This is a genomic window from Streptomyces sp. NPDC059567 (assembly GCF_042735655.1).
In the GTDB taxonomy this organism is placed as follows: Bacteria; Actinomycetota; Actinomycetes; order Streptomycetales; family Streptomycetaceae; genus Streptomyces.
Genome location: NZ_JBHWBS010000001.1, coordinates 80,219 through 94,986, shown reverse-complemented (window position 1 = coordinate 94,986; position 14,768 = coordinate 80,219). Strand labels below are relative to the sequence as shown.

Here is a 14,768-nt window from a genome sequence, read left to right as displayed (position 1 = left end):
ACCCGGTCCCCAAAAACTTCCCGGGGCCCCCCCACAATTAGGTTTAAATTTTTTGTTGCCAAACCAACAACCCCGGGGGTGGGGGTCATGGCGAGAGCGGTGCGGCTCTATTTGGGGACGGCGTTCTTCGCCCGGCTCGCTGAGGAGGGCTTTCCGGTTGCCTTGGTGCTGCTGGCGCTGGCCCGGACAGGCGACGCCGCGCTGGGGGCTCTGGTGCTCACCGCGTGGATGGCGCCGCACATCGCCGCAGCGCCGGTGACGGGCGCGCTCGCCGAACGCATGCGCAGACCGGCCCTGTTCTACGCGGGCGCGCTGGCCGGTTTCGCGGCCGCCGTCGCGAGCCTGGCTCTCGTGACGGGTCGCGTACCGGTCGCCGTGACGCTCACCGTCGCGGCCCTGGGCGGGAGCTGCGGCCCGGTGGTCTCGGGGGGCCTGTCCGGCCTGGTCGCCTCACTCGTCACCGAAGGCCCGGCCCGGGGCCGCGCGTACGCCTGGGACGCCACGGTCTACAACGCCGCCGCGATCGCGGGCCCGGCCTTGGCCGGAGTGACGGCGGCGCTCGCCGGGCCGGGCGCCGCCGTCGCGCTACTCGCGGGGTCGGCGGCCCTGGCGACCCTGCCCGCCGCGGTCCTGCTGACCGGACGGCGCGGACCACGGTCGACTCCGGAAGCCCTGGGCGGGGGTCGGAGCGGGTCGAGCCGGGCGCCGGGACCGGCATCGCGGCCGACGACAGCGCAAGGGCCGGACCTTCGTGGGTCGGCCGGCTCCCCTGCCACGATGCAGGGGCCGCGCACCGGCCTCCGCGTGAAGGCCGACAGCGCGCCGCGGTCTTTGCGCGGTGACCTTGTCGCCGGGCTCGTGGCCGTGTGGGGCGTACGGGAGCTACGCGCCGTCACCGCCGCCACCTGCCTCGGGTTTCTCGGGCTCGGTGGGCTCACCACCACGGCCGTGCTGCTCGCCGGCGAGCGCGGTCGTCCCGGTGACGGGGGGCTGTTGATGACCGCGTTCGCCGTCGGTGCGCTCGTCGGGTCGCTCGTCGTGGACCGGGTGTGGCCGAGCCTCCCGGCCGGGCGGCTCGTCGCCATCACGCTCCTGGGAACGGGCGCGGCCCTGGGCGCCGCCGCTCTCGTTCCCTCGCCGCTGCTCTGTGCGGCCCTGTTCGGTGCGGCCGGGCTGTGCGACGGCCCGCTGCTGACGGCGACGTTGCGGATCCGGGCGGATCACGCCCCCGCCGACGTACGGACCCAGGTGTTCACTCTGGGCGCCGGTCTCAAGATGTCGGCGGCCGCATGCGGCGCCGCGCTGACCGGGCTCGCCGCCGGCGCGCCGCCCGCGGCGCTTCTGCTGGGCGCCGCCACCGTCCAGTTCGCCGCCGCCGCGCTCCACCACCTGCTCCGTCGAACCCCGGCCCCGAAGCCGGACGTCACATAGGTCCCCGCGGCCGGCCCCCCAGCAGCTCCGCCAATCCGCGTCGCGTCGCCGCCAGGACCAGTCGGTCCCCCGCGGCCAGGACTCGGTCCGGCTCCAGTTGCCACACCAGGCCCGCTCCGTGGCGGCCGAGAGGCGCCGAGCCCGTCGCCAGGCCGATCACCCGCCAGGCCCCCGGGCGGAACGCCTCCGCCACCGTGCGGCCCTCCAGCAGCGGATTGCCCGCGGCCTCCACCGCCGCGAACAGCAGCACCCGGCGCTCCACCGGGATGGCGCCGAGGATCTGGCGGCCCATCATGGCGCCGGCGAAGGCGGGCGCGGCCAGGTGGGAGACGCTACGGCTGCGGGTGAGGGCGTCGGGGTGGGCCGCGCGCAGGGTGCGGTAGACGGCGGTCGCGAAGTCGTCGTCGTACAGCCGCAGGGCGACCCGGAGATCGGCCTTGACGGAGCGGGCGGAGAGCGCGGCCTCCAGATTGGTGATGTCGACGCTGGTCAGGGCGAGCAGGGCGTGCGCCCGGTGGATGCGGGCGGCCTCCAGGACGCCCTCCTCGGTGACGTCCCCGATGACGGTCGGCACGCGCAGCCGACGCGCCAGCGCGATCCCGCGCGCCTCCGGGTCGGACTCGACGCAGACCACGGGGATGTTCAGCCTTCGCAGTCGCGCGAGGACGCGCGTGCCGACCTTGCCGAGACCGAGGAGCACCACGTGCCCGGACAGCCCGCGCGGCGGGCGGCGCAGCGAGGTCGCCGACCGGAAGGTCCCGAGGGCCTCCAGGATTCCCGCGATCAGGACGGGCATCAGGAGGAGGCCGACGAAGCCGGCGAGGATCTGGAGCACCTGACGGCTGGTCGCCTCTTCGACGGCGGGGTCCCCGATGGCGAAGAGGTCGAGGAGCGTCAGATAGGCGGCGTGCAGGGGGTGGTCCCCGGTGGTGAGCCAGGTGGCGAGGGCGATCGCGCCGACGGCGGCCGCCACACCCGCGAGCGACCAGCGCAGGCGGCTGGAGAAGAGCGAGCCGACGGGCAGGGCCGAGGTGCCGAACCTGTTCGAGGGCAGCGTCGGACCGGCGTACGTGATCGCTTCGAGCGCGACCGTGCCCCGCCCGGGAGCGGCCGCGACCGCGCGGTCGTCGGGCAGCAGCAGCGGGCCCTGGTCGCCGCTGCGCTCCGAGCCCTCGCAGCCGGCCGGGTCGTTGGTGGTCGCCGACAGCAGGGCGAGCGTGCACAGGCCGGGGTCGGCCACCTCGCCGCGGGCGGGCGGGGTCCGCTCGACGGCGTGCAGCAGCAGGCCACCGGCCTGCACGACCTTGCTCGTGCCGGCGACGGCGGTGGCCGCGAGGGCCGGGGCGGCGGTGTCGGCGTCGGAGAGGACGGTCGTCGAGCCGTCGAGGAGCTTGGGGTCGAGGCAGGGCTCGGCAATGGCGGCGGCCTGGTCGAGGAGCGTCTCCAGGTGCTGGCCGAGCTTGCGGTTGTAGAGCCGGATGACCAGGCGCAGCCGTGGGTTGAGACGGCGCGCGGCGAGCGCGGCCCGGATGTTCGTCTCGTCGTCGTCGTGGACGAGCGCGAGGGCGGCGGCACGCTCCGCCCCCGCGTCGAGGAGCACCGCGTCGTCGACCTCGGCGGTCTCCACGACGCGGACGGACCGGCCGGCGGGCACGCCTCGCTGCTCTCCGACGGCCGTACGCGTCACGGCCGCCGTCACCCGCCCGAAGAGCGCTGAGGCGCGACCCGGGCGGCCCGCGGACTGCGGCTGGGTGTCGGTCCTCACCGGTACGAGAAGGGTGACCCGCTCCCCGTAGACGTCGTTGAGCTCGCCCGCGAGCCGGTGTGCGAGGACGTCGTCCCCGCACACGATCATGTGGCCGACCGGGGCGGGGCGCGGCGGCCGCTCGCCACGGGACACCGGTGCGCCGAACGGCCCGCCCTGCGGGTCGGTGGCGGACGGCGCCGCGGGCGAACGCTGCACGGGATCGGGCGGAACGGGCGGGCTCTGGTACGGAAGTGAGGACACGTCACCAGGATGCCCTGCCGCACCGACAGTCCGGGCGCCGGTCGCGATCACCGGGCACGGGGCGTCGAGCCGCCGGGGCCCGGCGCGCCGGGGTCGACGATCGCCCGTCCGCCACCCGCCGTACGCCGGTCGGCGCACTACGATCTGCGGGCGCCGCCAGGGCTTCCTACGGTGGCTGAATGATCGTCACGTCAGCTGTCCGTCACGTTGCCGCCGGTACCGCGGCGCTGCTGCTCGGGCTGCCCGTCCCGGCGGCCACGGCATCCTCCGTCACCGAATCCTCACCTCCCGCCGCCCGATTCATCGATCCCGCCCGGCTCTACCGCTCGGGGACCCAGATCCAGCCGCTGCCCGGAGCGCCGGACAAGCCGTCCTCCGTCTCCGCGCTGTCATGGCTGGTGGCGGACGCCTCGACCGGCGAGGTCCTGGCGGCGCGCAACGCCCATCGACGACTGCCGCCGGCCAGCACGCTCAAGGCGCTGTTCGCCGTGACCGCGCTCCCCCGTGTCGACCAGGAGCTGCGGCACACCGTCACCGAGTCGGAGCTGTCGGGGATCGGCGAGGGCAGCAGCCTGGTCGGCGTGCAGGCCGGCTACACGTACAAGGTGTCGGACCTGTGGAACGGCGTCTTCCTCAACTCGGGCAACGATGCGGTCCGGGTGCTCGCGGCGATGAACGGCGGTTGGAAGGCCATGGCCCGTCAGATGCAGGAGAAGGCCGACGCTCTGGGGGCGCGTGACACGCGGGTGGTGTCGCCCGACGGGTACGACGCGCCGGGCCAGGTGTCGTCGGCCTACGACCTGGCGGTCTTCGGCCGGGCCGGGCTGCAGGATCCGTCGTTCGTCCGGTACTCCTCCACGCGGTACGCCGACTTCCCGTCCGGGGACTGGTCGTACGGCATCCGCAACACCAACAGACTGCTGACCGGGGAGGACGGCGTCAAGCGCTATCCGGGGCTCCTCGGGGTCAAGAACGGCTACACGAGCGGAGCCGGGAACACGCTGATCGCGGCGGCTCGGCGCGGCTCGCGGACGCTGGTCGTGTCGGTGATGAACCCGCAGTCGGGCGGCGGACTCGCGGTGTACGAGGAGGCGCGCACGCTCCTCGACTGGGGCTTCGACGCGGCGGGCCGGGTGCAGCCGGTGGGTTCCCTCGCGCCGGCGCGGGACAAGGCGAAGGAGAAGCCGAAGGGGACGGTCAAGGAGGCGAAGGCAGCGAAGGCGTCGAACGGCCGATCGGCGCACGAGTCGGCGCCGAAGCCGGGCCAGGCCGGCCCGCACTCGGGAACCGCTCCGGCGGCCGGGGCGGCGGACGTGGCCGCTCTCGCCGCACCGGGGAGGACCGTCTCCCGCGAGGCCCTGCCCTCGCGCCCCTGGGGCGGCCTGCCCCTGGCCTTGGTGGGGGCGTCGCTGGGCGCCGCTATCTCCGTCTGGCTGTGGCGCCGCCGCTCGACCCGGCGCAGCGACGAGGGCGTCTGACGGAACCTCATCCCAAGATCAACGCGCTTCGGCGGCCCGGGATCCCCCGGCCCGCCGAAGCGGCCGTACGCCGCCGCCGGGTCAGGCCGGCAGGAAGTCGCCGAGCAGGGTGGCGAACTCGTCCGGGTCCACCAGACGGATGCCCAGCTCCTCGGCCTTCGTCCGCTTGGATCCGGCCTTCTCTCCGGCGACGACCAGACCGGTGCGCTTGGAGACGCTGGAGGAGGACTTGCCACCCGCGCGCTCGATCAGTTCGTTCATCTGATTGCGGCTCAGCGCCTCCAGCGGACCCGTCATGGCACCGGTGACGACCACCGACAGGCCCGCGAGCGGTCCGGCCGCCTCGGCGGTGGGCGCTGCGGAGGCGGACTCGGGCTCGGTCCCCGGCGCGGGCGGCGGGGTGGCTCCGGGCTCGGTCATGTTCACCCCGGCGGCGACGAGCTTGTCGACGATCGCGGCGAGCTCGGCCAGCTCGGCGACGATGACCGGCGCCTTCTCCGCCCCGATCCCCTCGACCTGCTGCATCGCCTCCGCGTCGGCCGCCCGGACGGCGTCCATGGTGGCGAAGTGGCGGGCTATGCGACGGGACATGGAGCGTCCCGTCCCCCGGATGCCGAGGGCGCACAGCACACGGCCGAGCGGCCGGGTGCGCGCGGTGGCGATCGCCGCGAGGAGGTTGTCCGTGCTGGTCTCCCCCATCCGGTCCAGGCCGAGCAGCTGCTCGCGGGTGAGGGTGAACAGGTCGGCCACGTCCGCGACCAGGGCGGCGTCCACGAGCTGGACGATCCTGCTGGCGCCGAGCCCCTCGATGTCGAGCTGGTCGCGGCCCACGGCGTACGACAGGGAGGCCACGAGGTGGCAGTCGCGTCCGCGGGCGCACCGCCAGCGCTGCTCGCTGCGGTCGATGTCCGAGCCGCACTGCGGGCAGACCTCGGGGAAGCCGATCGGCTCCTCCTCGCCGGTCCGCAGGTGGGCGACGGGCGCCTCGACCCGCGGAATGATGTCGCCCGCCTTGTAGACCATCACGTGGTCGCCCACGCGCAGGTCGCGGCGGGTGATGTCGGAGGGGTTGTGCAGCGTGGCGTAGGTGACCGTGCTGCCGTCGATCTCCACCGGCTCCAGGACGGCGCGGGGCGCGATGATGCCCGTGCGGCCCACGTTCCATTCGACGCCGACCAGGCGGGTGACCTTCTCCACGGCGGGGAGCTTGTACGCGATGGCCCAGCGCGGCGCGCGGGAGCCCGAACCGGCCTCGCGCCGGTCGGCCGCGAGGTCGGCCTTGATCACGATGCCGTCGATGCCGAACGGCAGTTCCGCTCGCAGCGCCGCTATCTCGGCCACGCGGGCCAGCACCTCCTCCGTGCCGGTGACCGCGCGGCCGGGGACGGCGGTGGCGCCCGAGGTGTGCAGGCCGAGGACGACCGCCCGGGCGATCAGCTCGCTGTGGGCGAGCTCGTCCAGGCCGTCCGGGTCGGCGACCGGGCCGTCCGCGTCCGTCGCGGCCAGCGGCAGCATGTCGTAGGCGAAGAAGGTCATCTCCACCCGGTACGGACGGTCCTTGGCGCGCAGGGTCCCGGCCGCCGCGTTGCGCGGGTTGGCGAAGGGCTCGCCGCCGTGGGCGACCCGTATCGGGTTGGCCGCCTCGAACTGCTCGGTGGTCATGAGCACTTCGCCGCGTATCTCGACCGTGACGGGCTCGGCGAGCCGCTCCGGCAGCCCCACGATCGTGCCCCGCGCATGCGACACGTCCTCGCCGGCCGTCCCGTCGCCCCGCGTGACGAGCCGGGTCAGCCGCCCCCGCTCGTAACGGGCGGCGATCGCCAGCCCGTCGAGCTTCGGCTCCACGCTCCACCGCTCGACTCCGCGGCCGATCCGGCGCTCCAGGGACGCGGCCCAGGTCGTGAACTGCTCGGCCGAGAAGACGTTGTCGAGCGAGAGCATCGGCCGGGTGTGCGGTACGTCCCCCTCCGCCGCGCCGCCGGCGACCTTGCCTGTCGGGGAGTCCGCGCGCACCTGGTCGGGGTGGGCGGACTCCCATGCGGCTATCGCCCGGCCGAGGCGGTCGTAGGCGTCGTCGTCGAGCGGGGACGTGCCGCCCGCGTAGTAGGCGGCGGCCGCCTGCTTGGCGTCCTCGACCGCCTGCGCGTACGCGGCGGCATCGGCAAGAACCGGAGTCGTTGTCATGGGTCCATCGTGCCGGGCACCACTGACAATCGGCCCTGGCCGGTCAGCTGCCGCCGAGCGCCCGCTTCAGTTCCGACTTGTCCATGGTCGAGCGGCCGTGGATGTTGCGCCGCTGGGCCTCGGCGTAGAGCTGGTCGTACGTCGGGCCCTGGGAGCCGCTGTGCGAGCGTTGCCCGCCGCGCCGGGAGGAGGACATGTCTTCCGTGGAGCTCTTGCTCGCGGTCTTCGACTCGCCGGCGCGGGCCCGTTCCTTGTTCACGGTGCGCGCCGCGATCTCCTTGGCGCGCTTCTCGCTCTCGCCTCGGTCCTTCGCGCTCTGCTTGATGTGCTCGTACTGCCGTTCCCTCTTGGGGCTCGATCCACGGGGCATGGCACGCTCCTATTGCGTGGTTCGGCCGTTCGCGCGGCCGCGACGGCCCGGATGAGGACGGGATGCGCCGTCCGTTCCGCCCGGGCGGGTACCCCGGCGGCTCGGATTCAGACACCCGAGCGGGGCCGCCCGGTAGAATCCTGAGCGGACGCGATCATTCCGGACAACCACTCGGTGGAGGGACGGGAGGAGTCGTGACGACGTCTGCGGCGGACGCTCCGGAGCCCGGCATCAGCGGTCTCTCGGCCGAGAACAGCCGCCTGCGTGCCGAGCTCACCCGCCGCCATCTCGTCGATCTGGCCACGGGTGTCCTCGCGGCCCAGCTCGGCGCGTCCCCGGCCGACGCGGCGGAGCACCTGGACTCCCTCTCCCATGCCACGGGCCTCGGCATCGAGGATCTCGCCGCCGACATCGTCAACGCCGTGGGCGGTACGACGGCCGAGAGGCTCACGCGTACCGGCTCCGAGCCCGCCGCCCAAGCCGCGTCCCCGGTCACCGCGCCGGCCGAGCCCGCGACCCCGCCCGTCGTGTTCAGCACCCCCGACGAGCGGCGCGCGCGGCGCGCGGCGACGGCCGCCGAGACGAAGGACACCGTCGGCGAGGCCGCCCAGGCGCTCCTGGAGGGCGGTCTCGTCCCGCTCGGCGCGGGGAGCCTGTGGCTGTGGCGACGCGACGCGTGGGGCTGTCTGCGGCTGGCCGGACACGCGGGTGTCGGGGCCGCGGAGGCCGCCGCGTGGCAGTGGATCCCGCCTGCGGCGCCTCCCGCTTTCCGCTCGGTGCTCTCCGACGCTTCACCGGTCTGGCTGGACTCTGGCCCCGAGAACGGCGAGGTACTGCCCGGGCCCGCTCCCCATGCGGCGCGGGCGCTGCTCCCGCTGCGCCTGCGCGGTACGACGGTGGGCCTGGCGCTGGTCGCCTGGCCCGGCCCGAACCCCTTCGACGACCCGCTGCGCAGGGCCCTGGTGGGCCTGACGGACGTGGCCGGTACCGTCCTGGACGCCGCCGACTCGCCCCCGTCCGCCGCACCGGTCCTGGTGGACGTCCTCGATGCCCTCGCCCATCCCGCGATGCTCCTCAAGGTCGCCCCGGGTGCCGTCGCGCCGATCGTCGAGCACCTGAACGAGAACGCCGTGGCGGCGCTCGGCGGCACCCCGCCGACCGAGGACCGGTCCCTGGCGCTGGCTCTCCCCCGGGTCCACGCGGACCTCGCCCATCTCGCACGACGCGCGCACCGGACCGGGCGCACCCAGCGGGTGGCACGGCTGCCGGCGTCCACCGTGCCCGAGCCGGGAGACCCGGCGCCGCTCCTCGACGTGCGTGTGCTGCCGGCGGGCGACGAGCGGGCCGTGGTGCTGTGGCACGACACCACCGATCCGGGGCTCGCCTCGGACCGTGCGGTGTCCCGGTTGCAGAGCGTCGCCCTCTTCCAGGACAGCCTGACGGGCGGCGACACAGTGTGGTCGGAGCAGGCGTACGCCGTCTTCGGCAGGGGCCGTGACGAGCCTCCCGTACCCCTGTTGGGGCTGCGGGGGCTGGTGCACCCGGAGGACGGCGAGGCGTTGACCGAGCTGCTCAGGACGCTGGTGGAGCGGCGCACGGGCGCGCAGACGGTCCTGCGGATCGTGCTGGAGGACGGGGCCGTGCGCCATGTCCGGGTGGCGGCGGAGCCCCTCCTCGACGCCGGCTCGGTCATCGGTCTCGCCGGGGTGTACCAGGACGTGTCGGCGAGCCGGCGCACCGAGGCCGCGCTGACCGCGACGTTCGACCAGCTCACCGCGGTGAGGACCCAGGCCGAGCTCAGGCACCAGTTGGCCCTGCAGCTCCAGCAGGCGATCGTGCCCGAGGTCCCCGATCTTCAGGAGCTGCCGGACCTGGTCGTGGCGGCCCGCTACCGGCCGGCTGCCGAGGAGTACCGGGTCGGCGGCGACTGGTACGACGTCCAGCCGCTGCCCAGCGGCAAGGTCCTCGTGACGGTCGGCGACGTGGCGGGCCACGGCATCGACTCGGTCACCGGCATGGTGGCGCTGCGCAACGCCCAGCGCGGCCTGGCGTGCACCGGCGCCTCGCCGCGGCGGCTGATGGAGTGGCTCAACGAGATGACGCTGCGCACCAGCGGCCGGCCCACGGCGACCGCCGTCTGCGCCCTGTACGACCCCGAGGACCGCGGGCTGGTCTGGTCGAGCGCCGGGCACCTGCCGATGCTGCTCGTACGGGACGGGACGGCACGGCTCCTCGACCCGCCGCATGACATCCTGCTGGGCGCGGTGCCCTCGTACGCGTATCAGGAGCGCCGCACGGCCCTGCGGCCCGGAGACACGCTGCTGCTGTACACGGACGGTCTGGTCGAACGGCGCCACGACGGCCTCGACCACGGGCTCGCCCAGCTCGCCGCGGCGGCCGAACGACTCAGCGGCTACCCGGCGAACGAGCAGGTGGAACGGCTGCTCGCGGCAGCCACCGGCGACACGGACGACGACACCAGCATCGTCGTGGTGCTCGTACGGTGACGGTGGGCGCGGGCTCGAGCACGGGCGCGCGGGCAGGGGCGCGGGCGGCCGGGAGGCCTCACGCGGCCAGCCACTGCCGGACCTTGGACATCAGCTCCTCGGCGTCGACGGGCTTCGCCACGTAGTCGCTGGCGCCTGCCGCCAGAGCCCTGGCCCGGTCGCCGGGCATGGCCTTGGCGGTGACGGCGATGACGGGCAGATGCGCGCGGCCGGGCAGGTTCCGGATGGCGCCGGTGGTGGCGTACCCGTCCATGCCGGCCATCATGACGTCCATCAGGACGAGTTCGACCTCGGGGTGGGACGCGAGCAGGTCGAGTCCGGCGCGGCCGCTGTCGGCCTGGAGCACGCGGACGCCGTGTCCCACGAGCACTTCCGTGAGCGCGTAGACGTTGCGCACGTCGTCGTCGACCACGAGGACGGTGTGGCCCGCCGTCCGGGGGTCGTGGCCGCCGGGGACGTGGGCGCTGCCGGTCCCCGTCGTCTCGTCCGTGTCGGCGTCGGCGGACGGCTCCCCCGCCGGCGCGCCCGGCGAGGCCGTGCGGGGGGCCGGCAGGTAGAAGGTGAACCGGCTGCCCCGCCCGGGCGTGGAGCGGACGTCGATGGCCCCGCCGAGGAGGCCTGCGACCTCGCGGCTGATGGAGAGCCCGAGCCCGGTGCCTCCGTAGCGGCGGGCCGTGGTGCCGTCACCCTGCTGGAAGGCGCCGAAGATGCCTTCGAGGCGCTCGGCGGGGATTCCGACCCCGCTGTCGGTGACGTGGAAGGCGAGCACCGGTCCGCTCGCGCGCATGGTGGCCGGCGGTTCGTCCGCTCCGGCGTACTCGATCGTCAGGTCCACGCCGCCCTCGTCGGTGAACTTCAGCGCGTTGGACAGCAGGTTGCGCAGGATCTGCCGCAGCCGGGACTCGTCGGTGGTGAGTTCCTCGGGCACGTCCGAGGAGACGGTGACCGAGAAGCTCAGCCCCCGCTCGTCCGCCACCGGTCCGAAGGTGGCCTCCAGATACTCCAGGAGCTGGTGGAGCGGGAACCGTTCGGGGCGGATGTCCATCTTGCCCGCCTCGACCTTGGACAGGTCCAGGATGTCGTTGATGAGCTGGAGCAGGTCGGAGCCCGCGGAGTGGATGACCTCGGCGTAGTCGACCTGCTTCTCCGACAGATTCCCCTGCGGGTTCTGGGCCAGCAACCGGGCCAGGATCAGCAGGCTGTTGAGCGGAGTGCGCAGCTCATGGCTCATGTTCGCCAGGAACTCGGACTTGTACATGGAGGTGCGGGACAGCTGCTGGGCTCGCGCCTCCAGCTCCTGGCGGGCCTGTTCGATGACGAGGTTCTTGGACTCGATGTCCTTGTTGCGTTCGGCGAGCAGAGCCGCCTTCTCCTTCAGTTCGGCGTTGGAGCGCTGCAGTTCCTGCTGCCGTGCCTGCAACTCCTGTGAGCGGGATCGCAGTTCGTCGGTGAGCCGCTGGGACTGGGCGAGGAGTTCGTCGGTACGGAGATTGGCGACGAGTGAGCTGACGACGGCTCCCGCGGTGTCCACGAACTGTTCGAGGAAGTCGCGGTGGATGGCGGTGAAGGGCTGGAGCGAGGCGAGTTCGACGGCTCCGAGGACCTGGTCCTCGACGACGATCGGCAGGATGATCAGCATGGCGGGTTCACCGGAGCCCGCCGCGGAGGAGACCGTGGCGTACCCGACCGGCAGCCGCTCCACGACGACCGTGCGCCGGTCGTGGGCGGCCTGGCCGACGAGGGACTGGCCGAGGCGGAAGCGGCGCGGCGGAGTGGCGGGTTCCTCGGGTGCTCCGTACGACGCGGTCACGACGAGTTCGGTGCCGCGCGCGTCGTGGCGGGCGAGGAAGAAGGCGCCGTACTGCGCGGAGACCAGCGGCGGGACCTCGGTCATGATGAGTTCGGCGATGTCGGTCGGGGTGCGGGTGCCCTGCATGAGGGCGGCGATCCGGGCGATGTTCGTCTTGAGCCAGTCCTGCTCCTCGTTGGCGCGGGTGGTGGCCCGCAGTGATTCGACCATCGCGTTGATGTTGTCCCGCAGCTCGCCGACCTCGCCGGGGGCGTCGACGGTGATGGAGCGGGTGAGGTCGCCCTCGGCGACGGCTCCGGTGACTTCGGCGATCGCCCGGACCTGGCGGGTCAGGTTTCCGGCGAGTTCGTTGACGTTCTCGGTGAGCCGCTTCCACGTACCGGAGACGCCCTCGACCTCGGCCTGGCCGCCGAGCTTGCCCTCCGTACCGACCTCGCGGGCCACGCGCGTGACCTCGGCGGCGAAGGAGGAGAGCTGGTCGACCATCGTGTTGATGGTGGTCTTGAGCTCCAGGATCTCGCCGCGCGCGGACACGTCGATACGGCTCGTCAGATCGCCCTGGGCGACGGACGTGGTCACCTGGGCGATGTTGCGGACCTGGTTGGTGAGGTTGTCGGCCATGGAGTTGACGTTGTCCGTGAGGTCCTTCCAGGTGCCGGAGACGCCGAGCACCGTGGCCTGCCCGCCGAGCTTGCCCTCCGTACCGACCTCGCGGGCGACCCTGGTGACCTCCTCGGCGAAGGAGGACAGCCGGTCCACCATCGTGTTGATGGTCTCCTTCAGCTCCAGGATCTCGCCGCGCGCGTCGACCCGGATCTTCCGCGTGAGGTCGCCGCGGGCGACGGCGGTCGCGACCTGGGCGATGGATCTGACCTGGGACGTCAGATTGTCGGCCATGGTGTTGACGCCGGAGGTCAGCTCGCGCCACACACCGCTCACCCGCGGCTCGCGCGCCCGGCCGCCGAGGAGGCCCTGGCCGCCGACCTCGCTGGCCACGCGGGTGACCTCGGAGGTGACCAGGGACAGCTGGTCGACCATGTCGTTGTAGACGGCCGCGATCTCGCCGAGGATGCCTCCGGCGGAGTCCGGGAGACGGACGGAGAGATCACCGTCGCGTACGGCGGTGAGCCCGGCCAGGAGCTGTCCCAGCCCGTCCTCGCCCAGAGGTTCCGGCGGCACGCGCGGCTCGGACGCGGGCGGTCGGGGGGAACTCTCCATCGCGGACCTCGCGCGGCACGGAGACGACAGGGACGCGGATCGGGTCCCGCCACGGGTCCGGGGTGATGCGCCCGCGACGGCCCCCGCTCCGCTTCTCCACTCTAGGCACGGCGGGGGCGGGCGGCAGTGTCTGCGGGTTCCGTGAGGGCGGCGTCTGTGGGGGCGGTGTCTGTGAAGGTGGCGTCTGGGAGGGTGGCGTCCTTCACGGACGGGGCCGGCGTCAGTTCCACCTCGAACCAGACCGCCTTACCCTCGCCGCGCCGCAGCGAGCCCCATGCGGAGGAGAGGCGTTCGAGCAGATACAGCCCGTGTCCCGAGGAACGGCTCGCGATGTGCGGGCCGTGGGGCCGCGGACGTACGGGACTGGTGTCGCTGACCTGGACCCACAGCCGCCCGTCTGTGCGGTCGAGGCGGAGTTCGTAGGGGGTGCCGCCGTGGGTGTACGCGTTGGTGACGACCTCCGAGACGAGGAGCAGGACGTCCTCGACGAGGACCTCCTGCGCGCCTCTCACCGGGCCGAACCAGTCGCGCAGCGCCTGGCGGGTGAGGTCGCGGCACTCTCCCACCATGCCCGGGCCCTCGGGGAGGGCGTACCGGAGTGCCGTTGTCGTCATAGGGCACGACTGCCCGGACAGACGGTGTCAAACCACCAGTAAGGGGAATGTTTCAGTACAGGAGCTCGAACGACGGACCCCCGCCGCCGGCACGGCGGCGAAGGCCCACGCCACCCGTCGAGGGAGCCTTTATGTCCACCCGGAGCACGCCCCGAAGCACGCTGTCCTCCACGGCGCCGGCCGCCGTGCGCCGACGGGCGCTGGACGGCCTGCCCGAGATCGACCGGCCCACCGAGGTGAGCACGACGGACGCCCAGGCCCTGTCCACGGCGCTCTTCACCCGCCTGGAGAGTCTGGAGGAGGGCACGCCCGAGCACGCGTACGTCCGGAACACGCTGGTGGAGCTGAATCTCAGCCTCGTGAAGTTCGCGGCCCGCCGCTTCCGGAACCGGGCCGAGCCGACGGAGGACATCGTCCAGGTCGGCACGATCGGCCTGATCAAGGCGATCGACCGGTTCGAGGTCGGAAGGGACGTGGAGTTCTCGGCGTTCGCGCTGCCCACGATCGTCGGCGAGATGAAGCGCTTCTTCCGGGACACCAGCTGGTCCGTCCAGGTGCCGCGACGGCTCCAGGAGCTGCGCATCGAGCTGGCGAAAGCCGTCGACACCCTGGAGCAGCGGCTCGGCCGGCGCCCGAGCAGGGCCGAGCTGGCCGCGTATCTGCACATCGGCGAGGAGAGCGTGGCGGAGGGCGAGCAGGCGTCGAACGGTTACGTCGCCCGCTCGCTCGACACCCCGACGAGCGACGACGACTCGGCCCTCACGGCGGGCGCGCGGCGCCTCGGCGAGGAGGAACGCGCGTTCGAGCTGATCGACTCGCTGGAGTCGCTGAAACCGCTGATCGCCGGGCTGGACGCGCGGGACCGCACGATCCTCGCGCTGCGCTTCGGCGAGGAGCTGACCCAGGCGGAGATCGGCGAGCGGCTCGGCCTCTCGCAGATGCACATCTCCCGGCTGCTGGCCCGAATCCTGGACGAGCTCAGGACGGGCTTGGTGGAGGACCACGACAGCCCTCGGCGGGCGGCAGCGGGATAGCGGGGGCGGCGGGGGGGCCCCCCCCCCCGGGGCGCCCCCCCGCCCCCCGCCGCGGGGGGGGGGGGACAGACGAGCCGGGGGCGGCCCCCCCCCCCCCCCCCCCCCCCCCCCCCC

The 14,768-nt window shown here is 73.5% G+C and carries 9 protein-coding genes; 4 read left to right on the top strand and 5 right to left on the bottom strand.

The window, feature by feature from the left end; genetic code table 11:
• Positions 1-87 precede the first annotated feature (87 nt).
• Complete coding sequence (locus ACFVZW_RS00355; protein WP_384514494.1) at positions 88-1,431, top strand: MFS transporter; 1,344 nt, start codon at positions 88-90, stop codon at positions 1,429-1,431.
• Here ACFVZW_RS00355 and ACFVZW_RS00350 read toward each other — a convergent pair.
• Entirely contained in the window at positions 1,424-3,286 is a 1,863-nt protein-coding gene (locus ACFVZW_RS00350; protein WP_384515024.1) for a potassium channel family protein, read from the bottom strand. The genes ACFVZW_RS00355 and ACFVZW_RS00350 overlap by 8 nt on opposite strands.
• Positions 3,287-3,618: 332 nt before the next feature.
• Here ACFVZW_RS00350 and ACFVZW_RS00345 point away from each other — a divergent pair, with 332 nt between their 5' ends.
• Positions 3,619-4,917, top strand: a complete 1,299-nt coding sequence (locus ACFVZW_RS00345; protein ID WP_384514492.1) for a D-alanyl-D-alanine carboxypeptidase family protein — start codon at positions 3,619-3,621, stop codon at positions 4,915-4,917.
• Between the two features lie 81 nt (positions 4,918-4,998).
• Here ACFVZW_RS00345 and ligA read toward each other — a convergent pair whose 3' ends face one another.
• Both ligA and ACFVZW_RS00335 read right to left on the bottom strand, forming a co-directional pair.
• Complete coding sequence (gene ligA, locus ACFVZW_RS00340) at positions 4,999-7,101, bottom strand: NAD-dependent DNA ligase LigA (protein WP_384514489.1); 2,103 nt, start codon at positions 7,099-7,101, stop codon at positions 4,999-5,001.
• A gap of 43 nt (positions 7,102-7,144) precedes the next feature.
• Positions 7,145-7,471 (bottom strand): plasmid stabilization protein, encoded by a 327-nt coding sequence (locus ACFVZW_RS00335; RefSeq protein WP_384514486.1) that lies wholly within the window; start codon positions 7,469-7,471, stop codon positions 7,145-7,147.
• Positions 7,472-7,665: 194 nt separating this feature from the next.
• Between ACFVZW_RS00335 and ACFVZW_RS00330 the strand changes: the two genes are divergently transcribed.
• Entirely contained in the window at positions 7,666-9,978 is a 2,313-nt protein-coding gene (locus ACFVZW_RS00330; protein ID WP_384514483.1) for a SpoIIE family protein phosphatase, read from the top strand.
• Positions 9,979-10,036: 58 nt separating this feature from the next.
• Here ACFVZW_RS00330 and ACFVZW_RS00325 read toward each other — a convergent pair whose 3' ends face one another.
• Both ACFVZW_RS00325 and ACFVZW_RS00320 read right to left on the bottom strand, forming a co-directional pair.
• Positions 10,037-13,006 carry a HAMP domain-containing protein gene (locus ACFVZW_RS00325; RefSeq protein WP_384514480.1) on the bottom strand — a complete coding sequence of 990 codons (2,970 nt, stop codon included), beginning with the start codon at positions 13,004-13,006 and terminating at the stop codon, positions 10,037-10,039.
• 101 nt (positions 13,007-13,107) lie between these two features.
• The gene (locus tag ACFVZW_RS00320) at positions 13,108-13,620 is read right to left on the bottom strand and encodes an ATP-binding protein (RefSeq protein ID WP_384514477.1); all 513 of its coding nucleotides are present in this window, start codon (positions 13,618-13,620) and stop codon (positions 13,108-13,110) included.
• A gap of 131 nt (positions 13,621-13,751) precedes the next feature.
• Here ACFVZW_RS00320 and ACFVZW_RS00315 point away from each other — a divergent pair, with 131 nt between their 5' ends.
• The gene (locus ACFVZW_RS00315; protein WP_384514475.1) at positions 13,752-14,654 is read left to right on the top strand and encodes a SigB/SigF/SigG family RNA polymerase sigma factor; all 903 of its coding nucleotides are present in this window, start codon (positions 13,752-13,754) and stop codon (positions 14,652-14,654) included.
• Positions 14,655-14,768: the final 114 nt, after the last annotated feature.

Excerpts from the sequence above, each read along its gene's own strand:
- ACFVZW_RS00355 (WP_384514494.1), top strand. The coding sequence starts at position 88 with ATGGCGAGAGCGGTGCGGCTCTATTTGGGGACGGCGTTCTTCGCCCGG.
- ACFVZW_RS00345 (WP_384514492.1), top strand. The coding sequence starts at position 3,619 with ATGATCGTCACGTCAGCTGTCCGTCACGTTGCCGCCGGTACCGCGGCG.
- ACFVZW_RS00320 (WP_384514477.1), bottom strand. The coding sequence starts at position 13,620 with ATGACGACAACGGCACTCCGGTACGCCCTCCCCGAGGGCCCGGGCATG.
- ACFVZW_RS00315 (WP_384514475.1), top strand. The coding sequence starts at position 13,752 with ATGTCCACCCGGAGCACGCCCCGAAGCACGCTGTCCTCCACGGCGCCG.
- ACFVZW_RS00350 (WP_384515024.1), bottom strand. The coding sequence starts at position 3,286 with ATGATCGTGTGCGGGGACGACGTCCTCGCACACCGGCTCGCGGGCGAG.
- ACFVZW_RS00335 (WP_384514486.1), bottom strand. The coding sequence starts at position 7,471 with ATGCCCCGTGGATCGAGCCCCAAGAGGGAACGGCAGTACGAGCACATC.
- ACFVZW_RS00325 (WP_384514480.1), bottom strand. The coding sequence starts at position 13,006 with ATGGAGAGTTCCCCCCGACCGCCCGCGTCCGAGCCGCGCGTGCCGCCG.
- ligA (WP_384514489.1), bottom strand. The coding sequence starts at position 7,101 with ATGACAACGACTCCGGTTCTTGCCGATGCCGCCGCGTACGCGCAGGCG.